At 75.5% G+C, this 22,333-nt stretch carries 18 protein-coding genes and 1 pseudogene; 16 read left to right on the top strand and 3 right to left on the bottom strand.

Annotation, left to right across the window (positions count from 1 at the left end; genetic code table 11):
* Positions 1 to 240: 240 nt before the first annotated feature.
* Positions 241 to 2,352: an ATP-binding protein gene (locus AB0Q96_RS32130; protein ID WP_365331654.1), complete on the bottom strand. Its 2,112-nt coding sequence runs from the start codon at positions 2,350 to 2,352 to the stop codon at positions 241 to 243.
* 22 nt (positions 2,353 to 2,374) lie between these two features.
* On the opposite strand from AB0Q96_RS32130, the gene AB0Q96_RS32125 reads away from it, so the two are divergent.
* The 10 genes and pseudogenes from AB0Q96_RS32125 to AB0Q96_RS32080 form a co-directional block, all read left to right on the top strand.
* Positions 2,375 to 3,088, top strand: coding sequence for a response regulator transcription factor (locus AB0Q96_RS32125; protein ID WP_365331652.1), 714 nt, complete (start codon positions 2,375 to 2,377; stop codon positions 3,086 to 3,088).
* Positions 3,089 to 3,333: 245 nt separating this feature from the next.
* Positions 3,334 to 3,822: a PhzA/PhzB family protein gene (locus tag AB0Q96_RS32120; RefSeq protein ID WP_365331650.1), complete on the top strand. Its 489-nt coding sequence runs from the start codon at positions 3,334 to 3,336 to the stop codon at positions 3,820 to 3,822.
* A 14-nt stretch (positions 3,823 to 3,836) separates the two neighbouring features.
* A complete protein-coding gene (locus AB0Q96_RS32115; RefSeq protein WP_365331684.1) occupies positions 3,837 to 5,015 on the top strand; it encodes a 3-deoxy-7-phosphoheptulonate synthase in 1,179 nt (392 codons plus the stop codon).
* Positions 5,012 to 5,635, top strand: coding sequence for an isochorismatase family protein (locus AB0Q96_RS32110; protein ID WP_365331648.1), 624 nt, complete (start codon positions 5,012 to 5,014; stop codon positions 5,633 to 5,635). Before AB0Q96_RS32115 ends, AB0Q96_RS32110 begins: the two co-directional genes overlap by 4 nt.
* Complete coding sequence (locus tag AB0Q96_RS32105; protein ID WP_365331646.1) at positions 5,632 to 7,692, top strand: chorismate-binding protein; 2,061 nt, start codon at positions 5,632 to 5,634, stop codon at positions 7,690 to 7,692. Before AB0Q96_RS32110 ends, AB0Q96_RS32105 begins: the two co-directional genes overlap by 4 nt.
* A gap of 15 nt (positions 7,693 to 7,707) precedes the next feature.
* Entirely contained in the window at positions 7,708 to 8,544 is an 837-nt protein-coding gene (locus tag AB0Q96_RS32100) for a PhzF family phenazine biosynthesis isomerase (RefSeq protein WP_365331644.1), read from the top strand.
* Complete coding sequence (gene phzG / locus AB0Q96_RS32095; RefSeq protein ID WP_365331642.1) at positions 8,537 to 9,253, top strand: phenazine biosynthesis FMN-dependent oxidase PhzG; 717 nt, start codon at positions 8,537 to 8,539, stop codon at positions 9,251 to 9,253. The genes AB0Q96_RS32100 and phzG overlap by 8 nt, the downstream gene beginning before the upstream one ends.
* Before the next feature lie 173 nt (positions 9,254 to 9,426).
* On the top strand, positions 9,427 to 9,885 hold the full coding sequence (locus tag AB0Q96_RS32090; RefSeq protein WP_365331640.1) for a PhzA/PhzB family protein: 459 nt from the start codon (positions 9,427 to 9,429) through the stop codon (positions 9,883 to 9,885).
* Complete coding sequence (locus AB0Q96_RS32085) at positions 9,882 to 10,895, top strand: methyltransferase (protein ID WP_365331638.1); 1,014 nt, start codon at positions 9,882 to 9,884, stop codon at positions 10,893 to 10,895. The genes AB0Q96_RS32090 and AB0Q96_RS32085 overlap by 4 nt, the downstream gene beginning before the upstream one ends.
* Positions 10,896 to 10,918: 23 nt before the next feature.
* A pseudogene (locus tag AB0Q96_RS32080) lies at positions 10,919 to 11,131 on the top strand (cytochrome d ubiquinol oxidase subunit 2); the annotation flags it as partial.
* Positions 11,132 to 11,251: 120 nt separating this feature from the next.
* Here AB0Q96_RS32080 and AB0Q96_RS32075 read toward each other — a convergent pair.
* Positions 11,252 to 11,908 carry a hypothetical protein gene (locus tag AB0Q96_RS32075; protein WP_365331636.1) on the bottom strand — a complete coding sequence of 219 codons (657 nt, stop codon included), beginning with the start codon at positions 11,906 to 11,908 and terminating at the stop codon, positions 11,252 to 11,254.
* A 313-nt stretch (positions 11,909 to 12,221) separates the two neighbouring features.
* On the opposite strand from AB0Q96_RS32075, the gene AB0Q96_RS32070 reads away from it, so the two are divergent.
* The 6 genes from AB0Q96_RS32070 (at position 12,222) to AB0Q96_RS32045 (ending at position 20,535) form a co-directional block, all read left to right on the top strand.
* Positions 12,222 to 13,007 (top strand): alpha/beta hydrolase, encoded by a 786-nt coding sequence (locus AB0Q96_RS32070; RefSeq protein WP_365331634.1) that lies wholly within the window; start codon positions 12,222 to 12,224, stop codon positions 13,005 to 13,007.
* A gap of 342 nt (positions 13,008 to 13,349) precedes the next feature.
* Positions 13,350 to 14,135 (top strand): NPP1 family protein, encoded by a 786-nt coding sequence (locus AB0Q96_RS32065; RefSeq protein ID WP_365331682.1) that lies wholly within the window; start codon positions 13,350 to 13,352, stop codon positions 14,133 to 14,135.
* Between the two features lie 191 nt (positions 14,136 to 14,326).
* Entirely contained in the window at positions 14,327 to 17,089 is a 2,763-nt protein-coding gene (locus AB0Q96_RS32060; RefSeq protein WP_365331632.1) for a transcriptional regulator, read from the top strand.
* A gap of 124 nt (positions 17,090 to 17,213) precedes the next feature.
* Positions 17,214 to 17,873 (top strand): response regulator transcription factor, encoded by a 660-nt coding sequence (locus AB0Q96_RS32055; protein ID WP_365331630.1) that lies wholly within the window; start codon positions 17,214 to 17,216, stop codon positions 17,871 to 17,873.
* Positions 17,873 to 18,496 carry a DUF4255 domain-containing protein gene (locus AB0Q96_RS32050; protein ID WP_365331628.1) on the top strand — a complete coding sequence of 208 codons (624 nt, stop codon included), beginning with the start codon at positions 17,873 to 17,875 and terminating at the stop codon, positions 18,494 to 18,496. The genes AB0Q96_RS32055 and AB0Q96_RS32050 overlap by 1 nt, the downstream gene beginning before the upstream one ends.
* Positions 18,493 to 20,535 (top strand): ATP-binding protein, encoded by a 2,043-nt coding sequence (locus AB0Q96_RS32045; RefSeq protein ID WP_365331627.1) that lies wholly within the window; start codon positions 18,493 to 18,495, stop codon positions 20,533 to 20,535. The genes AB0Q96_RS32050 and AB0Q96_RS32045 overlap by 4 nt, the downstream gene beginning before the upstream one ends.
* A 58-nt stretch (positions 20,536 to 20,593) precedes the next feature.
* On the opposite strand, the gene AB0Q96_RS32040 is transcribed toward AB0Q96_RS32045, so the two are convergent.
* Positions 20,594 to 22,201, bottom strand: a complete 1,608-nt coding sequence (locus AB0Q96_RS32040; protein WP_365331625.1) for a hydrolase — start codon at positions 22,199 to 22,201, stop codon at positions 20,594 to 20,596.
* Positions 22,202 to 22,333 lie beyond the last annotated feature (132 nt).

The raw sequence follows: 22,333 nt of genomic DNA, 5'->3' as shown, positions 1-22,333 counted from the left end.
CGGGCCGACCGGGCAGGGCACGCGGGCCGGGCCCGAACCGACACGGCACGGCACGGCACGGCACGGCACGGCACTCGGAACCGAACCCGATCCGATCCGGCACGGCACGGCACCCCGAGCCGGCCCCGATCCGGCAGGGCACCCCGAGCCGGGCTCGGTCGGGCACAGCACCGCGAGCCCGACCCGACCCGACCCGATCCGGTACGGCACCCCGAACCGCACCCGACCGGTCACAGCCCCCTACCCCCGCTCCACGGACGAGGCCGGGAGGGGCGGCTCCGTCGAGCCGACGGTCGAGCGGGGCAGTACGGCGCGGACCCGGGTGCCGCGGCCGGCGTGGACGAAGGACTCGACCGTGCACCGGCCGCCGATCTCCGCGGCCCGTTCGGCCATGGACCGCAGGCCGACGCCGCGGTGGACGGCGCCCCGACCGAAGCCGCTGCCGTCGTCCTCGACGGTGACGGTGAGCGCCCCGGCGTCCGCCCGCAGCCGGATCTCGGCCCGGGTGGCGCGGGCGTGCCGTACGACGTTGTTGAGGGCCTCGGCCGCGATCCGGTAGGCGGCCACCTCCACGGCGGCGGGGAGCGGCGGCAGGGGGTCGGGGTCGAAGCCGGCGGACACGGTCAGCCGGGCGCCGTCGAAGGTGGTGGCGAGCTGGCGGAGCGCGCCGTCGAGGCCCAGTTCGCCGAGGGGCGCGGGGCCGAGCCGGTCGGTGATCCGGCGGACCTCCTTGATGGCCATGCCGAGGTCGTCGGAGACGGCGCGCAGCGCCTCGCGCAGGGTGTCCTCGGCGGGCAGCCGGGCGGTGGCGTTCTCGACGCGCAGGCGCAGTCCGGCGAGGGCCGGGCCGAGCCCGTCGTGGATGTCGCGGCGCAGCCGGCGCCGTTCCTCCTCGCGCGCGGTGACGATCTGCTCGCGGCTGGTGCGCAGGTCCTCCTGGAGCCGCAGGGAGGCGACGGCGGGCGCGGCCTGGCTGGCGAGGGAGGAGAGGATGAGGCCGTCCTGCGCGTCCAGCTCGGTCTCGCCCTCGCGCAGGCCGACGGAGAGCCGGCCGACGACGGTGCCCTGGTGGAGCATGTCGAAGTGGTGCGGGTGGTCGCCGAGCGAGCCGACCCGGGCCAGCACCCGGTCCCCGGCGCGGGTGTGGACGGCGAGCGCGGCGGCGGGCAGGCGCAGGGTCTCGACGACGGTGGCGCAGAGGGTGTCGGGGATGTCCTGGGAGCTGCCGGCGTGGCTGATGCGGGCGGCGAGGGTGTGCAGCACCTGGTAGGGGTGGGCGCGGTCCCCGTAGTAGAGCCGGTCGACGACGCCGACCGCCCAGGCGACGGTGCGGCGCAGGCCCGCGCCCATCAGGAAGGCGACGGCGACGAGGGCCAGGGCGTCGGCGTACCGGCTGGGCGTCATGCCGCTGACGAGGGCGGCCACGACGGCGACGTCGGCGGCGGTGAGCAGGGCGACCACGAGCAGTCCGGCGAGGATGCGCCGCTCCGGGCGGGTGAGCCGCCAGGAGCCGGTGCGGACGACGACGTAGCCGACGGAGGCGGACAGGGCGACGGAGGCCGCCGTCATCAGCCAGTACATGGGCCAGCGCAGGGCGTCTCCGAAGTTGTACGTGATGCTCTGCGCGACGCCCCACACGACGTACGAGCCGAGGAGCGCGAGCAGCGCCCAGCGGGTGCGGGTGGAGCCGATGCGCCGGACCCGGTGGAACATGACGGCGCCGCTGACGCCGATGAGGACGAAGTGGGTGACGTTCTCGGCGAGGCCGAGCCGGCTGTCGAGGAAGGTCGCGGCGCTCCCCCACCAGCCGGTGGCCAGGGGGTTGGGCAGGCCGAACCGCACGGGCTGGGCCGCGTACGCGAAGGCCTGCGGCGCCACCCAGACGGCGACGCCCGCCAGGTACCACCACCAGCGGCGGGCCAGCCGGCCGTCGGGGAACCACAGCGGCAGCGTGTACCAGAGGGTGACCTTGAGCCAGTTGGCGAGCGCCTCGAAGACGAGGACGGCGGCGCGCAGCGACGGGGAGGGGTGCCCGAGCCACATCGGGGCGGCGAGGGCGGCGGGCAGGATCACCGTCATGCCGTAGGCGATGAGCACCCAGCCGACGGGGCGGCCCGGCCAGTGCGCGTGGACGAGGACGCCGGCGGCCATGGCGGGCAGCCCGTACAGGAGGACGCGCAGGCTCTGGGCGCTCTCGGAGCTCCCGGGGGCGCCCAGGTTGACCAGCAGGTAGCAGACCCACAGCCCGGCGAGGGCGACGGTGACCGCGGCGCACAGCGCGGCGGCGGCCAGCTGCCGCTCGCCCTCCGCCCGGTGGGAACCCGACGGCGCGTTCTCACTCCATGCGTTCATATGCATACCTATAGTAATCGGCATGACGGCAGAAGGCCCCCAGGGCGCTCAGGGCTCCGAGAAGTCCGCGGTCACGGTGGTGCTGGTGGACGACCACCCGATGTTCCTGGACGGGCTGCGCGGGGCGCTGCTCCCGGAGGACGGCTTCCGGGTGGTGGGCGAGGCCTCGTCGGCCGCCGAGGCCGTCGCGCTCTGCGCGCGGACCGCGCCGCAGGTGGTGGTGCTCGACCTCGGGCTGCCGGACGCCTCGGGCATCGAGGTGACCCGGCGGCTGCTCGGCGACCGGCCGGAGACCCGGGTGCTGGTGCTCAGCATGTCGGAGGACGACGACAACCTCCTCGCGGCGGTACGGGCCGGGGCCAGCGGCTACCTCGTGAAGGGCGCCGGGCGGGAGGAGATCATCGGGGCGATCCGTACGGTCGCGGGCGGCGGCGCGGTCTTCGGGCCGCGGATCGCCGAGCGGCTCCAGTCCTTCTTCGGGGCCCTGGCCGCCGCGCCGGGGCGGGAGGTCTTCCCGGATCTGACCCCGCGCGAGCTGGAGGTCCTCGACCTGCTCGCGGGCGGCCTCGACTACCGGCAGATCGCGCGGCGGCTGACCATCTCCGACAAGACCGTCCGCAACCACGTCACGAACATCTTCAGCAAGCTCCAGGTCAACGACCGGGCGCAGGCGATCGTCCGGGCCCGCAACGCGGGACTCGGCACCGACGGGACGGCTCCGCCCCGCCACGACTGACCCCATGGCGTACTCCTGTGCACGGCTCGGGGGCGGCCCCGACGGCCCGCCCGTAGGACACCACCCTTCCGTTCCCGGCACACCGGGCGCATGAGGCGGACGGCCCCGTCGTGTCCCGGTCCCGACCGGGACGGGCGACCCGTTCGCGGTTGAGGGGGCGGCCGGTCTCCCGACCCGGGTGCCCGGGTCGCCGGGCGGCGGAGGGTGGGCGCATCGACGCCGTACCCGCACCAGGAGGACCCGAGATGTCCGGCACCGCACCGCAGCCAGGTTTCGCCGACGCGAGCGCCCTGCGCCGCCGCAACCGGCAGACCGTCGAGAGGTACATGACCACCCGGGGCCGGGACCGGCTCCGCAGGCACGAGCTGTTCACCGAGGACGGCACCGGCGGCCTGTGGACCACCGACACCGGCGCCCCGATCGCCATCCGGGGCCGCGACCGGCTCGCCGAGCACGCCGTCTGGTCGATGCGCTGCTTCCCCGACTGGGAGTGGTACGGCGTCCGCGTCTTCGAGACGCAGGACCCGAACCACTTCTGGGTGGAGTGCGACGGCCACGGCCGGATCCGCTTCCCCGGCTATCCGGAGGGGTTCTACGAGAACCACTTCCTGCACTCCTTCGAGCTGGCCGACGGCCGGATCGTCCGCAACCGCGAATTCATGAACCCGTTCGCCCAACTGCGCGCCCTGGGCATCCCGGTGCCCTCGGTCCGCCGAGAGGGGATACCGACATGAGCCCGACCCATGCCGTGGAGGACCTGCTCCACGAGATACGCGGCCGGGGCGCCGAACAGCAGCCCGACTGGCCCGACCCGGCCCAGACCCGCCGGGTGCGGGCGGCCCTCGCGGGCCGGCCGGCCCTGGTGCGGCCCGAGGACCTGCGGGCGCTCGGGGTGCTGCTCGCCCGGGTCGCCGAGGGCCGGGCGCTGGTCGTGCAGTCCGGCGACTGCGCCGAGGACCCGGAGGAGCGGACCGCGGGCCACGTGGGCCGCCGGGTGGCCGTGCTCGACCTGCTGGCCGGGGCGCTGCGCACCGCCTCCCGCAAACCGGTGCTCCGGGTGGGCCGGATCGCCGGCCAGTACGCCAAGCCGCGCTCCAGCCCCGTCGAGCGGATCGGCGGGCTCGAACTCCCCTCGTACCGGGGGCACCTGGTCAACGGGCCCGAGCCCGACGAGGAGAGCCGCCGGCCGGACCCGCTGCGCCTGCTGCTCGGCTATCTCGCCGCCGGGGACGTCATGGAGCACCTGGGCTGGCGCGGGGCGTCCCCGCCGCGCGGCCTCGAACCTCCGGTGTGGACCAGCCACGAGGCCCTGCTGCTCGACTACGAGGTGCCGCTGCTGCGCCACGACGACGAGGGCCGGATGTACCTCGGCTCCACGCACTGGCCGTGGATCGGCAAGCGGACCCGGCACGTCGACGGCGCCCACGTGGCGCTGCTCGCCCGGGTCGCCAACCCGGTCGCCTGCAAGGTCGACGCCGACCTGGCCCCGGCGGAACTGCTCGCCCTGTGCGAGCGGCTCGACCCGGGGCGGGTGCCCGGACGGCTCACGCTGATCTCCCGGATGGGGGCCGGCCTGGTCGCCGACCGGCTGCCGCCGCTGGTCGAGGCGGTGCGGGCGGCCGGCCACCCGGTCGGCTGGCTCTGCGACCCGATGCACGGCAACACCGTGCAGGCCGAGGACGGGACCAAGACCCGGGTGGTGCCGACCGTGCGCCGCGAGGTCGTGCTGTTCCAGCGGGCCGTCGAGTCCGCCGGGGGCGTGGCCGCGGGGCTGCACCTGGAGACCACCCCGGACGAGGTCACCGAGTGCGCCTCGGACCGGCACGGGCTCGGCCGGGTCTCCGAGGTGTACACGACGTTCTGCGACCCGCGGCTCAATCCGTGGCAGGCGCTCCGCGTCGCCTCCGCCTGGAGGGGAGCACCGTGACCGGCATCCCGCCCATCACCCCGTACCGGCTGCCGTCGGCGGCCGAACTGCCCGCCAACACGGCCCGGTGGCGGCTCGATCCGCGCCGCGCGGTGCTGCTCGTCCACGACATGCAGCGCTACTTCCTCGCCCCCTTCCCGGCCACCCCGCGCCGGGAGCTCGTCGCCCGGGCCGCGCTGCTGCGCGAGCGGTGCGCGGCGCACGGGATGCCCGTCGCCTACACGGCCCAGCCGGGTTCGATGACGCGGCGGGAGCGCGGGCTGCTGCGGGACTTCTGGGGGCCGGGGATGCGGGCCTCCCCCGAGGACCGGGAGGTGGTGGCGGCGCTCACGCCCGCCGCCGGCGACTGGCTCCTCGTCAAGCGCCGCTACAGCGCCTTCTTCCGCTCCGGGCTGCTCGCCCGGCTGCGGGAGACCGGCCGCGACCAGCTCGTCCTGTGCGGGGTGTACGCCCACGTGGGCGTCCTCGCGACGGCGGTCGAGGCGTTCACCCACGACATCCGCGTGTTCCTCGTCGCCGACGCCGTCGCCGACTTCTCCAGGGAACACCACGACGCGGCCCTGCGGTACGCCGCCGAGCGCTGCGCCATGGTCGTCACCACCGAGGAGGTCCTGTCATGACCGACGCCCTGGAACCCCTGCTGGGCCCCGGGCCCCGGCCCCCCGCGTACGCGCTGCTGCACCGTCCCGGGGCGGGCGCGCCGGACGTCCTCGACGTCCTGGTCGGCCGGGTGTCGCTGCCCGCCGCCCTCGCCGGGATCCCGCTGCCCGAGCGGCCCGACGGGGCGCGGGGCGCCCGCCACGAGTCGCTGGTCGTCGTCCCGTACCGGCAGATCACCGAGCGCGGCTTCGCCTGCGCCGACGACGGGGCGCCGCTGATCGCCATGACGGTGACCGGCCACGGCACCGTCCCGGTGGGCGAGGCGCTGGCGCGGCTGCCGCGGGAGGCGACGGTGCTCACCGGCGCCCGCTTCGACCTGGACGACGAGGCGTACGCGCGGACCGTCGGCCGGGTCGTGCGGGAGGCGATCGGCGAGGGCGCGGGCGCCAACTTCGTGCTGCGGCGCACCTTCCTCGCGGAGCTCGCCGAGCACGGCCCGGACAGCGCCCTGGCCTTCTTCCGGCGCCTGCTGGAACAGGAGTCGGGCGCGTACTGGACCTTCCTCGTGCACACCGGGGCCCGCACCTTCGTCGGGGCCTCGCCCGAGCGGCACGTCAGCCTGCGGGGCGGCACGGCGGTGATGAACCCGATCAGCGGCACGTACCGGCATCCGCCCGAGGGGCCGAGTCTGCCCGGGGTCATGGCCTTCCTCTCCGACCGGAAGGAGCGCGACGAGCTGTCGATGGTGGTGGACGAGGAGCTGAAGATGATGGCGCGGATCTGCGAGGGCGGCGGCCGGGTCGTCGGTCCGTACCTCAAGGAGATGGCGCGGCTCGCCCACACCGAGTACCTCATCGAGGGCCGGACGGACCGCGAGGTGCGCGAGATCCTGCGCGAGACCCTGTTCGCTCCGACGGTCACCGGCTCCCCGCTGGAGAACGCCTGCCGGGTGATCGCCCGTTACGAGGGCGGGGGCCGCGGCTACTACAGCGGGATCGTCGCGCTGATCGGGCGGGACGCGGCCGGCGGCCGGGAGCTGGACTCGGCGATCCTCATCCGCACCGCCGACATCGACGCCGCCGGCCGGGTCGCCATCGGCGTCGGGGCGACGGTGGTCCGCCACTCCGACCCGGACGCGGAGGCGGCCGAGACCCGGGCCAAGGCGGCCGGGCTGCTCGCCGCCCTCGAAGGCGACGGCCCCGGCCCCTTCGGCACCCACCCTGAGGTGCGGGCCGCGCTGGCCCGGCGCAACGCGGACCTGTCCGGCTTCTGGCTGGGCCGGGGCGACCACGAGGCGGGAGGGGCGGGCCGGTCCGACGGTGCCGGGGGCTCCAGGACGGCCGGACCCGCCGGGTCCGACGGTCTCACGGCGATCGACCGAGCCGACGGAGCCGGCGGCCTCGCGGCGGTCGGCGGAGTCGACGGAGCCGACGGCCTCGCGGGCCGAGCGGGCCGCCCGGACCCCGACGGTCTCGCCGGGCGCACGGTCCTGGTCGTCGACGCCGAGGACACCTTCACCGCGATGATCGCGCACCAGCTGCGGGCCCTCGGGCTCGTGGTGTCGGTCCGTCGCCATGACGAGGAGTTCGCGCCCGAGGCGTACGACCTGGTGGTCCTCGGGCCGGGTCCCGGCGACCCCGGCGAGGCGGGACACCCCCGCATCGAGGCGATCCGGACGACGGCCCGCGGGCTGCTGGCGGGGCGGCGCCCGTTCCTCGCGGTCTGTCTGAGCCATCAGGTCGTCAGCCTGGAGCTCGGTCTGCCGCTGGTCCGCAGGGACGTCCCCCACCAGGGCGTACAGAAGGAGATCGACCTGTTCGGCCGGCGCGAGCGGGTCGGCTTCTACAACACCTTCGCCGCGCGCGGCCCGGCCGACCGGACCGTCGTCGACGGGGTCGGCGCGGTGGAGCTGAGCCGCGACCCGGAGACCGGCGAGGTGCACGCGCTGCGCGGACCGCACTTCACCACCGTGCAGTTCCATCCCGAGTCCGTGCTCACCCGGGACGGTCCGGGCATCTTCGCCCGCGCCGCCCGCCGGGCCCTGCGGCCGCCCGTCCCCCGACGGGCACGCCGGTGAGGAGGAGAGGACGTCATGCGCCCCTACGTCGTGGTGGACGCCTTCGCCCGTGAACCCCTGCGGGGGAACCCGGTGGCCGTGTTCTTCGACTGCGCCGGGCTTCCGGCCTCGTGGATGCAGCGCATCGCCCGGGAGATGAACCTGTCGGAGGTGACCTTCGTGCTCCCGCCGCGCCACGGCGGCGACGCCCGGGTGCGCATCTTCACCCCGGTGAACGAACTTCCCTTCGCCGGGCACCCGTTGCTCGGGACCGCCGTCGCCCTCGGGCCGTACGTGCGGGGCGACCGGCTGCTCCTGGAGACCGCGATGGGGATGGTGCCCTGCCGGCTCGAACGGCGGGCGGGCCGGGTGGCGGCGGCCACGATGCGCCAGCCGGTGCCCGCCTGGGAGCCCTTCGACCGCACGGCGGAGCTGCTCGCGGCACTGGGCGTGCCCGCCTCCACGCTGCCCGTGGAGGTCTACCGGAACGGTCCCCGGCACGTCTTCGTCGGTCTGGAGTCCGTGGCCGCGCTCTCGGCCCTGAGCCCCGACCACCGGGCCCTCGCCGCCTTCGAGGACCTGGCCGCGAACTGCTTCGCCGGGGCGGGGACGCGCTGGCGGAGCCGGATGTTCTCGCCCGCGTACGGCGTGGTCGAGGACGCGGCGACGGGCTCGGCCGCCGGCCCGCTCGCCGTCCATCTCGCCCGGCACGGGCAGGTGGCGTACGGGCGGCACCTGAAGATCCGGCAGGGCGTCGAACTGGGCCGCGACTCCCTGATGCTGGCCCGGGCCGAAGGGTCCGGGGACCGGGTCGAGTACGTCGAGGTCGGCGGCGAGGCCGTCACCGTGGCCCACGGGAGGATCCATGTCTGAGCACAGCGAGCGCACCGAGCGCACCGAGCACAGCGAGCACAGCGAGCGCGTCGGGGCCGTCCGGCCGTCGGGCCGCTCGGAGACCCTCACCGGAACCGTCTCGCTGCCGTTCCCCGAGTACGAGGAGCCGCCCGCCGATCCGATCGGGCTGCTGCGCCGCTGGCTGGAGGGCGCGGAGGCGGTGGGGGTCCGGGAGCCGCGGGCGCTGGCGCTCGCGACGGCCGACGCGGCGGGACGCCCGTCGACCCGCATCGTCGCCGTGGGCCGGATCACCACCACGGGGCTGGTCTTCACCACCCACCACGGCAGCGGCAAGGAGCGCGAACTGCGCGCGAACCCCTGGGCGTCGGGGCTGCTCTACTGGCGGGAGACGAGCCGGCAGGTCAGCGTGGGCGGCCGGGTGCGGCGACTGCCCGACGCCACCGCCGACGCCCTGTGGGCGGCCCGGCCGGTCTTCACCCACGCGATGACCGTGGCGTCCCGGCAGAGCGCCCCGCTGGCCGGCCCGGCCGAGGTGGCCGCGCTGCGGGCCCGCGCCGCGCGGCTGGCGGAGGCCGGACCGCAGCCGCGCCCGGCCGCGTACATCGCCCTCGAACTCGTCCCCGAGCGGCTGGAGTTCTGGGCGGACGGCACCGACCGGCTGCACGAGCGGCTGCGCTACGAGCGCGTCCCCGGGAGCGGCTGGCGGTCCTGCCGGCTCCAGCCCTGACCGTACCGAAGGCTCTGACCGCACCGAAGGCCGTGACCGTACCGAAGGCCGTGACCGTACCGAAGGCCGTGACGCTGCCGAAGGCCGTGACGCTGCCGAAGGCCCTGACCGTGCCCGAGCCCCTGACCACACCCGCTTCGTTCCGATCCGATCCGATCCGAAAGGAGTCCGTGATGCGTGAGTCCACGCTCCACGACCGCAACCGCGCCACCGTCGACGCCTTCCTCCGCACCGACCGCGAGAGCAGGCTGCGGCGCCACCGGCTCTACACCGAGGACGGCACGGCCGCCCTGTTCTTCACCGACGTCGGCCGGCCCATCGTGGTCCGGGGACAGGAGCGGCTGCGGCGCCACGGCGAACTGTCGCTCCAGGTGCTGCCCGACTGGGTCTGGACCGACGTCGAGGTGTACGAGACGCAGCACACCGGCCTGATCTGGGTGGAGTGCGGCGGCGAGGGCACCATCCGCTTCCCCGGCTATCCGGCCGGCCACTACCGCAACCGCTTCGTCCACCGCTTCGAGCTGGCGGACGGCCTCATCGCGGCCAGCCGCGAGTACACCAACCCCATCGAGCACATGCGCTCCCTGGGCATCGGCACCCCCCACATCGCGAGGGACTGGATACCGTCATGACCACCGATCCGCGGGCCGTGCGCGCCGCGTTCGAGCTCGTCACGGGCGCCTGGCGCACCCAGGCCGTCCACGTCGCCGCCCGGCTGCGGCTGCCCGACCTGGTGGCCGGGGGGCACCGGGACGGGGCCGCGGTGGCCGCCGCCACCGGCCTCGACCCCGACGTCGCGCACCGGCTGCTGCGCCTGCTCGTCCTGCTCGGGGTGTTCGAGACGGACGCCGACGGCGTCCTTCGGACGACGCCCGTGGGCGAGCTGCTGCGCGACCGGCCGGGCTCGCTGCGCGACATGTGCCTGCTGTACGGGGAGGAGTTCTACCGCGCCTGGGGGCACGCCGAGGAGGCGCTGACCACCGGGACGCCCGGGTTCGAACTGGCCCACGGAGAGCCGCTGCTCGCGTACCTGGCCCGGGAGCCCGAGGCGGCGGCCCGTTTCCAGCGGGTGATGCAGGCCGGGCACGCCGTCTTCGACGCGGTCCCGGGCGTCCTCGGCCTCTCGGGGCCGGGCCGAGTGGTGGACCTCGGGGGCGGCGCCGGGCGGCTGCTCGCCACCGTGCTGTCGGCCGCCCCGGACGCCCGCGGGGTGCTCGTCGACCTGCCGCACGTCCTGCCGCTGGCCCGGGCGCAGCTGGCCGCGAGCGTGGGCCTGGAACGGGTCGAGCTGCTCGGCCGGGACATCTTCGAGGCCCCGCTGCCCGGGGACGGGGACGTCTACCTGCTGTCCCGGGTGCTCGGCGACTGGGACGACGGGCGCTGTCTCCGGCTGCTGCGCCGGGTGCGGGCCGTGCTCGCGCCGGGGGCGCGGCTGCTGGTCCTGGAGCGGGTGACGACGGACGACGGATCGGGTGCCCTGGCCGCGCTGTGGGACCTGCACCTGCTGGTGGTCAACGGCGGCCGGCAGCGCACCCTCGACGCGTACCGGGCCCTCCTGGACCGTTCGGGGCTGGCCCTCGAACGGGTGGTGGAGCTGCCGCTGGACACCAAGGGGCTGCTGGTGGGCGTGGCGTCAGGGTGAGGTCCAGTGGGCGGTGAAGGGCCGTGGGTTGCGCTGTTCAGGGCGCGGCGGCCGCTCGGGGGCGGGCGCGGCCCGGGCGGGCGTTCGCCGCCACCGCGCTCGCCGCGCCGCTGCCGGTGGTCGTGGTGGGTGCGGGGCAGTACCCGTACGTGCCGGCGTCCGCCGACGGCCCGCCCGCCGGTCTGCCGGTGGGCCGGGCCGCGGCGGACGCCGGCACGCTGGAACTGCTCCTCGCCTTCGGGGTCCTGCTCGTCCCGGTCGTCCTCGGCTACCAGGCGTGGAGCCGGTGGGTCTTCCGGGGGCAGGTGGACCCGGAAGATCCGGGCTGGTACGCGCAGGGTCCGACGGCCGGCGGGTCAGCCGGTGACGGTGACCTGCTGGGCCGGGTCGGTGGTGTCGGTGAGCTGGTAGGTGGCGCTGAAGGTCGCCGACTGGTTGCCGGTCGGGCAGAGGAAGCCGCCGGTGGCGGTCGCCGGGACGGGCGCGGCGGCGATGGCGACGCTGGAGGGGGCGCCGTTGGTCCAGGCGCCGTTGACGGCGGTCGGGCCGGCCGGCGAGGCGGTGATGGTGCAGCTGGCGAGACCGCTGGTCTTGAGCACGACGCCGCCCTTGGGGATGGTGAAGCCGCCGGTGGCGGGGGAGCCGTTCTGGAGGGAGAGCGTCCAGGGGCCGTTGGTGGCGTTGCTCGTGATGGTGACGTTCACGCCGAAGATGCTGGTGGTGCAGCCGCTGAAGCTGGGCGGGTTGACGGGGAAGGTGACGGCTCCGGCGTCGTTGTGGTTGCCGGGGGCGGCGGGGACGGCGTTGTTGGCTCCGCCGGCCGGTACGGACGCGGAGACGGTGCAGGTCATCGTGGTCGTCCCGGCGACGAAGGTGGCCTTGCCGGTGAGCTTGGCGGCGACGGAGTGGCCGGCGGGTGACACGGTGGTCGAGGCGGCCTGGGTGCCGGTGGCCCCGAGGACGAGGGTGCCGGCGGCGGCGAGGCCGGTGAGGGAGACGAGCAGCTTGGACATGGGGATCTCCTCGGTGATCGACGGTGGGGTGCGAGGAGGTGCGGGTCGTCGCACGGTGCGGTGACGCGTGAGCAGGTCGAGCAGTTCGAGCAGTTCGAGCAGTTCGAGCAGTTCGAGCAGGGTGCGTACGGGTGGTGCCTGGGGGGGGACCTGCGAAGTGACTCGACAGTAGAACCCACCAGTAGGGGTGTCCAGGCAGGATTTCCGCCACTACTGACAGAACGTCAGGAAGGTTGACCCGACTCGGTACTTGACAGCGACACGGCCTGAGGCGGGCTGGTGCGCGCCGGTGCCGTCCGGCCAGACTGACCCCATGGAGACCATGGTGAAGACGGACGGCGGCGAACTCTGGGCGGACGACACGGGCGGGGACGGGTTGCCGCTGGTCCTGGTCCATCCCGGCGTCGGCGACTCCACGATCTGGGACCCGGTGCTCCCGGCGCTCACCGCGCGGCACCGGGTGATCCGCTACGACGCGCGCGGCTACGGGCGTTCGCCCGCGCCCACCGTCCCGTACCTCCCGGCCGCCGACCTGTCCGCGGTCCTCGACCACTTCGGCCTCGGACGGGTGGTCCTGGTGGGCTCCAGCATGGGCGGGGCCGCCTCGGTCGACCTCGCCCTGGACGAGCCCGGCCGGGTCGCGGGCCTGGCGCTGTTCGTCCCCGGGGTCACCGGCTATCCGGGCCTGGAGGACGCGGAGTTCTACCAGGACGTGGAGCGGCTGGCGAAGGCCGGTGACATGGAGGGCATCGTGCGGCTCGGCATGGGCCTGTGGGGTGCCGCCGGCGGCGGTACGCCCGAGTCCGATCCGGTGGTCGCCGCGCACTTCCGGGCGGTGCTGCCGGCCTGGTTCGCCAACGTGGGCCACCAGCGGACCGGCACCCCGGCCTTCGACCGGCTCGGCGAGATCGCCGTGCCCACCGTGCTGGCCCTGGGCGAGCTGGACCGGCCCGTGGTGGTGCGCTGCAACGAGGAGATGGCCGCGCGGATCCCCCGCTGCCGGCTCGAACGGCTGGCCGCCACCGACCACTACCCGACCCTGCGGGAGCCGGAGACGGTCACCCGGCTGATCGAGGAGCTGTACGCCGAGGCGCTCTGAGCGCCCGCGCACGACGCCGCCCCCGGAGCGGAGCCGGGTCCGGGGGCGGCGGAGAGCGGCGATGTCGGCACGCGACGCTCTCTTCGGCGACGGGGTCCGGGAGCCCCCACGGCTCCCGTCCAGGACGACCCCGTCGCCCCGATCCTGCCGCGCCCGGGCCCGCGATCCGCGAGCACCGGGCGCCTCCCACCCGATCCGGCGAACGCGCCGGCGCGCCTTGACGCCCCGCACGCCCCCTCGCACGCCCCTCCCGTCACCCTCCGTTCCCCGCACGGTGGTTGACGGCCCGAGGGGCGCCCTGCGAACGTCTGGACCCCCCATGAGCGAGGAGTCGTCGTGCACCTGATACCCCCAGCATCCCCCTCCCGGCCCGGGCGGCGGCGCTCCGCCCTCGCCGCGCTCCTGTGCGCCCTGGCCCTCGTCCTCGGCGTCCCCGCCACCGCCCACGCCGCCGTCCTGCCGCAGCTGCCGCAGAACGCCGACGGGCTCGACCAGACCTTCGCGCCCGCGTACGACTACGACACCGACGGCTGCTACGTCACCGCCGCCATCGGCGCGGACGGCACCCTCAACCCCGGCCTCAAGCTGGGCGGCACCGTCAACGGGAAGTGCCACGACCCCGCCCAGCTGGCCGCCGCCAACAGCTACTCGCGCAGCAAGTGCAACAACGGCTGGTGCGCCGTGATGTACGCGAGCTACTTCGAGAAGGACCAGGCGACCTGGGGTCCCCTGGCGATCGGGCACACCCACGACTGGGAGCACGTGGTCGTCTGGATCAGCGGCGACCAGGTCCAGTACGTGTCGGTCTCCCAGCACAGCGGCTACCAGGTCGCCGCCCGCTCGGCGGTGCGCTTCGACGGCACCCACCCCAAGGTCGTCTACCACAAGGACGGGGCCTCGACCCACTGCTTCCGCTTCGCCAACCCGGACGACGACCGCATCGAGAACGCCACCGGCGGCTGGTTCTACCCGCGCCTGGTCGGCTGGAACGGCTATCCGGCCGGCCTGCGCGACCGGCTGACCGGAGCCGACTTCGGCTCCGCCACGCTCAAGATCAGGGACGTCGACTTCGCGTACCACCTCGGCCGCTCCAAGCCCGCCGGAATCCCCTTCGACCCGAACGCCTGAGTCCGTCCCGTTCCGTCCGGTGCCGTCCGGTGCCGTCCGGTGCTGTCCGGCACCCCGGCGGGGCCGGTTGACCGAGCCGCACCACGCCGAGCCCGTCCGGTTCCGGACAACTGGAGGGTCCCGACAAAGGCCTGAGCATCGCGGACGGTGATACTGGGAGGCCCACAGGATTCAGTGAGAAGGAGGGCCGGGTGGAGTTCCGCCTGCTCGGAACGGTGTCCATCGCGGCCGAGGCAGGTGAGCTGCCGCTCGGCCCCGCCAAGCGGCGCAGCGTACTCGCGGCGCTGCTGCTGCGGGCGAACGCCGTCGTCCCGGTGGACCGGCTCATCGACGCCGTCTGGGACGAACGCCCGCCCGCCCGGGCCCGCACCGTCGTGCAGGGCCACGTCTCACGGCTGCGCGCCCTGTTCGAGCAGGGCGGCGCCGGGGAGTACGGGGTCGAGCTGGCCACCCACGGGCAGGCCTACGAGCTGCGGATGCCCGACCACCTCCTGGACGCGTACCGCTTCGAGGAGCTGGTCCAGCTCGCCGGGCACCAGAAGCACCCCACGGACGCGGTCCTGATGCTGCGCGAGGCGCTCGCCCTGTGGCGGGGGCCCGCCATGACCGGGACGGTCGGCAGCGAACCGCTGGTGGTGGCCGCGCGCGCCCTGGAGGAGACCCGGCTGGTCACCGTCGAGCAGCTGGCGGCGGCGTACGGGCGGCTCGGCGAGCACGTGAAGGCGGCGGCACTGCTGCGCGCCGAGGCCGTCGCCAACCCGCTGCGCGAGTCCCTCGCGGCGGCCCTGATGCTGTCGCTGTACCGGGCGGGCCACCAGTCGGACGCGCTCGACTGCTACCACCGCACCCGGACCCAGCTCGCCGACGAGCTGGGCGTGGACCCGGGCCCGGCGCTGCGGGCGGCGTACGAGGCCGTGCTGCGCGGCACCCCGCCGGCCGCCCCGCCCAGCGCCGGCGACGCGCCCCTGGCGGGCGGTCCGGCCGACTGGCCCGAGCCGGCGGACCCCCCGGCCGCCGAGCCCGGACCGCCGGCCCCCTCGCTGCCCGCGCCCGACCTGCTGCCCCGCGCCCCGCGCGGCTTCCTCGGCCGGGCCCGGGAGCTGGCCGCCCTCGACACCGCCGTCGAGCGGGCCCGGGTCGCGCTGGTCACCGGACCCGCCGGGGTCGGCAAGACCGCCCTCGCGCTGAACTGGGCGCACCGGCGCGCCTCCCACTACCCGGACGGCGTCCTCTACGCCGATCTGCGGGGCTTCAGCCCCGACGACGGGGTCGACAGCGCCGACGTGCTCCGCGAGTTCCTGCCCGCGCTCGGCGTGCCGCCGCGCCAGGTGCCGGAGTCGCCGACGGCCGCCGCCGCCCTGTACCGCTCGCTGACCGAGGACCGGGCGCTGCTCGTCGTCCTGGACAACGTGCGCAGTGCCGACCGGGCCCGGCCGCTGCTGCCGGCCGGCGCGCGGAGCGCGACCGTGGTCACCTCGCGGCTGCGACTCGGCGGCCTGGTCGTCACCGAGCTCGCCCGCCCGGTGCCGCTCGGCGTCCTCGGGCTCGACGACTCGGCGGCCCTGCTCGCCGCCGCGGTCGGCGGGGACCGGGTGGACGCCGAACCGGCGGCCGCGCGCCGGCTCGCCGCGCTCTGCGACGGGCTGCCGCTCGCGCTGCGGGTGACCGCCGCCCAGCTCGCCGCCCGCCCGCACTGGCGGCTGGCCGACCTGGCCGCTGAACTCGCCGACGAGCAGCGCCGGTTGTCCCTGCTGTCGGTGGACGACTCCGAGGGCGCCGACGGACAGGGCGTGGCCGCCGCGCTCCGTCTCACCGTGCAGGGCCTGCCCGAGGAGGCCGGGCGGCTCTTCCGGCAGCTGGGCGTGGTGCCCGGCACGGACCTCGACCGGCACGCGGCGGCGGCGCTGCTCGACCGGACGCCCCCGGTGGCCGCCGAGGCCCTCGACCGCCTCTGCGACGCCCATCTGCTCACCGAGTACGCGCCCGGCCGGCACACCCTGCACGACCTGGTGCGGCTCTACGCGCGCGGCCTCGACGCCGACGAGGACGCCCTGCTGCGCCTCCTCGACCACTACACGCTCACGGCCATGGCCGCCGCCCGCGCCGCCGAGCCCGACGACCAGCCGTGCTGCGTGGCCCCGTCCAACGCCCGACTGCCCCGCACCGCAGCGCAGTTCGCGGGCCGGGACGCGGCCCTGCTCTGGTACGCGGCCGAGCGCGACAACCTCGCGGCGGCGGTCGCCGCCGCCCGCGCGGCCGGTCTCCACGACCGGGCCTGGCGGCTGGCCGTCCTCCAGTGGCCGTACATCCTGTGGCACAGCCACGACGGCTGGGTGCCGCTCCTGGAGGCCGCGGCCGACTCCGCGTCCCGGGAGAAGGACGCCGACGCCGAGTCCCGGGTCCGTGCCCTCCTCGGCTGGATACTCACCCAGGAGAACCGGCTCACCGAGGCCCTGGTCCACCTGCGTCTCGCGCCGCCGCTGGCCGCCCGCGCGGGCGAGCCCTCCAGCGAGGCGACCGCGCTGGTCAACCTGGCCGTCGCCCTCGACCGCTTCGGCGTCAGCGACGAGTCCCTCGGCCACACCGCGCGGGCCGCCGAACTCGTACGGGGCAGCGGGGACGTCATGACCGAGCTGCTGGCCATGGAGCACCGCTCCCGCCAACTGCTCGCGGTGGGCGACCCGGCGGGCGCCCTCGCCTGCGCCCGGGAGGGGCTCGCCCTGGACGGCGACACCGTCAACGGCCTGGTCGGCGTGCGCCACAGTATGCTCACGGCCACGGCGGGCACCGCCCTGATCGACCTGGGCCGCACCGAGGAGGCCGCCGCCCTGCTCGTACGGGCCAGGGAGCTGGGTCTCGCGCACGGCTACAAGGAGAGCGTGCAGCGAGTGGAGGCGCAGCTGCGCCGGCTCGACGAGGCGGCGCCGACAACGGATACGGCGACGGAGCGTTAGCCGTGCGTTAGCGGGGCGACAACGGGACGGAAGTGGCCCCCGTGACTGTGGTGGAGACCAATGAAACAGCCGGGCGACCGGCTGTCTACCAGCACATTCTTGGGGGAAGGGCAGGCATTCGGGCATGCTCACCAAGCGCGTGGCAGTGACCGTCCACGCTACCGATCCGCTCAGCCGGGCCGGGCTCATCAGCCATCTTCAACACCAGCCGTCCATCGAGGTGGTGCCCGAGCACACGGCCGACGAGACGGGCGAGCCGCAGACCGGCACGCCCTCCGTCGCCGTGATGCTCGCCGACCGGATCGACGATTCGGCCACCACCGCACTGCGGCGCGTCCTGCGCGGCGGGGACCAGCGGGTGGTGCTCGTCGCCGGGGAACTGCGCGAGCCGGACCTGCTGACGGTCGTCGAGTACGGGGTGCGGGCCATCCTGTGGCGCCACCAGGCCACCGAACAGCGGCTCCTCAACGCCGTGCACAGCGCGGCGCGCGGCGACGGGGAACTGCCGCCGGACCTGATCAGCCGGCTCCTCAACCAGGTGGGACGACTCCAGCGGGCCACGACCACCGCGACCACGGGGACGGCGCCGCTCTTCGGGATGGCGCCGCGCGAGGTCGACGTCCTGCGGCTGCTCGCCGAGGGCCTCGACACCCGGCAGATCAGCGAGAAGCTGGCCTACTCGGAACGCACCGTCAAGAACATCCTGCACGCGCTGATGACGCGTCTCCATCTCGCCAACCGGGCTCATGCCGTGGCGTACGCACTCCGCGAGGGCTACATCTGATGATCCACGAGATCGACGGGGCGCTCGGCCGCCTCCTGGCCCCCGCCGTCACCGGCGACGTCTCCTTCGACCCGCCCACCCGCGACTGGGCCGCCCGCCGCAACGCGCCGACCCTCAACGCGTACCTCTTCGACATCCGCGAGGACGTGGCCCGCCGCGAGCGCGGCGCGTACGCGGAGCGCGACGCCCGGGGGGCCGTGGTGCGCCGCCGCCAGCCGCGCCGCTGGTTCCGCCTCTCCTACCTGGTGACCGCGTGGACCGCCCGGCCCGAGGACGAACACCGGCTGCTCTCCAGCGCCCTGGCGCTGCTGCTGCCGCACGAGGCGCTGCCGGAGGAGGTGGTCCCCGAGGTGCTGCGCGGACCCACGGGCACCCCGGCGCTGCCGCTGACCGTCGCCGTGCCGCCGGGCGAGTCGCGTTCGCTGGCGGACATCTGGTCGGCGCTCGGCGGGGAGCTGAAGCCCTCGCTCGACGTGGTGATCACCACCCCGTTCCCGGTCGTCCCCGTGTACGACGTGGCGCCGCCGGTCACCGAGGGCGCGGTCGTCACGGTGCGCGGCAAGGACGGCGTCCCGTCGGACTCCGCGCCCCGCGTGATCCGGCGGACGGAGTACCTGCCGTGAGCGGCCCCTCGCTGACCGGGCGCCTCGCGGCCCTGCGGGAGCGGCTGGTGGGCGTGGTCGAGAGCCGCGCCGCCGACGACCCGTCGGCCGGCGACCCGCTGCGCGGCCTGTACGTGACACCGGACGCGGCCCTGCGGGCGGCGGCCCGGCCCCTCGACGGAACCGGAACCGCGTGGGACGCGGACGCGGCGGCCGGCATCGCGGACGGGACGGCCGGGGACGCCGCTGCCGACACCGGCGGGCTCGACCGGCTCGGCGGGCTCGTCGGGGCGTTCGGGCTCAGCGCGCTGGACGCGCACATCCTGCTGATGGCCCTCGCGCCCGACGTGGACCGGTCGTTCGAGCCGCTGTTCGGGTATCTCAACGACGACGTCGGGCGGCGGCGGGCGACCGTGGGGATCGCCCTCGGGCTCGCCGGCACCGGCCCGCACGAGGCCGCCGCCCGCGACCGCTTCCATCCCGCCGCCCCGCTGTGCGCCGGCGGTCTGCTGGTCGTCGAGGACGAGGACCGGCCGCTGCCCGGGCGCGCGCTGCGCGTGCCGGAGCGGGTGGTGGCCCATCTGCTCGGCGACGACGGCAGGCTCGACCCGGCCCTGCGGGGCACCGGAGTGGAGCTGCTGCCGCCCACGGCGGACGAGCCGGTCACCGCGTCCGAGGCGCTGGACGGGCTCGCCGCGCGGGTCCGGGCCGCCGCGCCCGTCACCGTCCATCTGCGCGAACGGATCCCCGGGGTCGCCGCCGACGCCGTCGCCACGGCCCTGTGCGCCTCCGGACGACCGGTGCTGCGGCTGCGCGCCGGTGACGACGGCGCCGCCGCCGTGGCGCCCGTACTGCTGCGGGAGGCCCGGCTGCGGGGTGCGGCCGTCGTCGTCGAGCCGCTGCCCCGGGACGCCGGTCCGCTGGTGCGCGCCCTGGCCGCGCCGGACGTGACGGTCGTCCTCGCGGGGACCGACGCCCCGGACCCGCGCTGGGCGTCGCCGGTGGAGATCCTGGCCCTGGAGGCGCCCGGGGACGACGTGGGCTCCGCCGAGCTGTGGCGCCGCGAACTCGGCCCCGAGGAGCCCGCCTTCGACCTGGCCGAGGCGGTCGCCCCGTACCGGCTCGGCGGCGGTCGGATCCGCCGGGCGGCCCGTTCGGCGCTGGCCCTGGCCGCCTTCGAGGGGACCGCGCTGACGGCCGCGCACGTGCAGCGCGGGGCGCGTCTGATGTCGGCGCCGCTGCTCGACAGCCATGCCCGCCGGGTCAGCCCGGAGGTCGGGTTCGCCGATCTGGTGCTGCCCGAGGAGCCGCTGCGGGAGCTGCACGAGCTGACCGCGCGGGCCCGGCACCGGGACAGGGTGCTGGGGACCTGGCGGCTGCGGACCGGCGGCGGACGCGGGCGCGGGATCGTGGCCCTGTTCGCCGGCGAGTCGGGCACCGGCAAGACGCTGGGCGCGGAGGTGGTCGCGGGCGAACTCGGCCTGGACCTCTACGTGGTGGACCTGTCGTCGGTGGTCGACAAGTACGTGGGCGAGACCGAGAAGAACCTGGAGCGGATCTTCGCGGAGGTCGACCGCACGGACTGCGTGCTGCTCTTCGACGAGGCCGACGCGGTCTTCGGCAAGCGCTCCGAGGTGCGCAGCTCGCACGACCGCTACGCGAACCTGGAGAGCGCCTATCTGCTCCAGCGGCTGGAGGCCTTCGACGGGATCGCGGTGCTGACGACCAACCTGCGGGCCAACATCGACGAGGCGTTCACCCGACGGCTCGACCTGGTCGTGGAGTTCCCGTTCCCCGACGCGGAGCAGCGGCTCTCGCTGTGGGAGGCGTGCCTGGCGGGCGCCCCGCAGGCCCCGGACCTGCCGGACGCGATCACCGACTGCGCGAAGGCGTTCGAGCTGGCGGGCGGTGCGATCAGGGCGGCGGCGGTGACCGCCGGGTATCTGGCGGCGGCCCGCGGCGACGCGGTGACCGGGGAGGACGTACGGGCGGGGGCCCGGCGCGAGTACCAGAAGGCGGGCCGGCTGCTGCCGGACGCCGGGGTGCCCTGGGCCCCGTAGAGGGGAAGGGAAAGAGGAGGCCCGCCGGCGGGGGACTGGCGGGCCTCCTCGGTCTGTGTCAGCCGCGCCAGATGACGCCGCCGCCGAGCATGGTGCGGATGGTGGCCCAGTCGGCCGTGCCGTTCACCGTCAGGCCCATGGCCTTCTGGTAGTCGCGGATGTGCGCGGTGACGTTGTCGTTGTACGGGGAGGCCGGGCCCGGGACGGAGTTGTTCCGGAAGTAGTCGATGCCGAGCTCGGCGTTGGTCGAGGCGACGTCCATGTCATGGGCGTCGAACGTCCCGTTCATCGCCCAGTAGAAGGCGGCCATCAGGCGGGTGGTCTCCCAGCTCCTGCCGCCCTTCTTGACCATGTCGGGCGTGACCCCCTGCATCCACAGCGAGGTGAGGGTGGCCGGGCCCAGCATGCCCTCCTTCTCGACGGCGAGGATCTTCGTGGGGTTCTTGCCGCTGTTGTCGACGGCGTGCTGGTAGCAGACGAGCGCGGCGCGGGTCGGCGCGTCGATCACGCCGCGGGTGAAGCTGCGCGGGCTGCACGCGTTCTCCAGCGCGACCAGGCGTTGCTGGGCGAACTCGACGACGACGTGCTTCTGGTAGCCGAGGCCCCAGGGCGGGCCGGTCTTCGCGGGCGGCGGCACGTTGGGCCGCTGCGCGGAGCCGCCGCCACCGCCTCCGCCGACGGTCCCGCCGCCACCGCCACCGCCACCGCCTCCGTCACCGGTGCCGCCGTCGTCGGAGGGCGGCGGGGCGCCGCCGGTGTCGGGGTCTCCCCCGTCGGCGGGCGGCGGCGACGCGCCGCCGGGGCCGCCGCCGGCGTCGTCGCCGGTGTTCGGGGGCAGCGGCGGCGGGGTCGGGAGGTTCTTCCCGTCGCCCTGCTGGACGGGGTTGGGGGCGCCCGAGGCGAGCAGTTCCTTGGCCGAGCTGCCGATCTTCGGCGAGAAGCCGAACCACAGCACCGCGAAGGCGATGACCGCCGCGGTGAGCAGTCCGCCGACCGACATCAGCCAGGCCCCGATGACCGGCCGCTGGACGTAACTGCCCTCCAGCTCCTGGCCGGTGTCGTCGCCCGACCTGCGCAGCGCGAGGGTGAAGCGGTGGGTCTGCTCGCTGCCGGTCCACCGGATGGCGCGGGGGCGCAGCGTCAGGGCGGCGAAGGCGGCCCGGCCCGGGTCCACGCGCACGGCGTTCGGCGCCAGGTCGAACTCGAGGGCGTCGGTCTCGTCGCGGGCCACCAGGGAGGCGGTGACCGGCGTGTTGCCGAGGTTGTCGACGGCGGCGCGGGCCCGGCCCCGGAACCGGCCGGTCAGGGCGGGCGGCAGGAGTTCGGCCCGGATCTCCGTGAAGGGGGCGATGGTGAGCTGCCCCTCGACGACGTCCCGTACCGCGGTGTTCTCCCGCGGCTCGACCCGGATGCCGTAGGCGGCGGGGCCGGCCTCCGCGTCCGGGGTGCGCGGCGGGGCGAACGAGATCTCCGCGGTCCCCTCCGCGCCCGGGTAGAGGCGCAGCACATCGGGTTCGACGCGGCCCCAGCCGGCGGGCCTGCCGACGAGGGAAAGGCGGTACTCCTCGACGGTGTCGCCGGTGTTCCGCACCCGGAGCCGGGCGGTGGCCCGGGAACCGGGCTCCACGGCCACGGCGGCCGGGTCCAGAGAGGTCCAGATGGTCATGGGCGGCAGGCTACGGGCGGGCGGGCGGTGCGGGCGTGTCCGAAGGTCCCGGGACGGGGGCAGGCCGGGCTGCCCTTCCGTACGGGCGCCCCTTCCTGATGTCCGGTCAGGCAGCGTTCGCTGCCCTCGGCA

Origin of the sequence: Streptomyces sp. NPDC093111 (assembly GCF_040683955.1) — a bacterium.
Lineage (GTDB): Bacteria > Actinomycetota > Actinomycetes > Streptomycetales > Streptomycetaceae > Streptomyces.
Note: the sequence above shows the minus strand (reverse complement) of the source record. Positions and strands in the feature narration are given on the sequence as shown.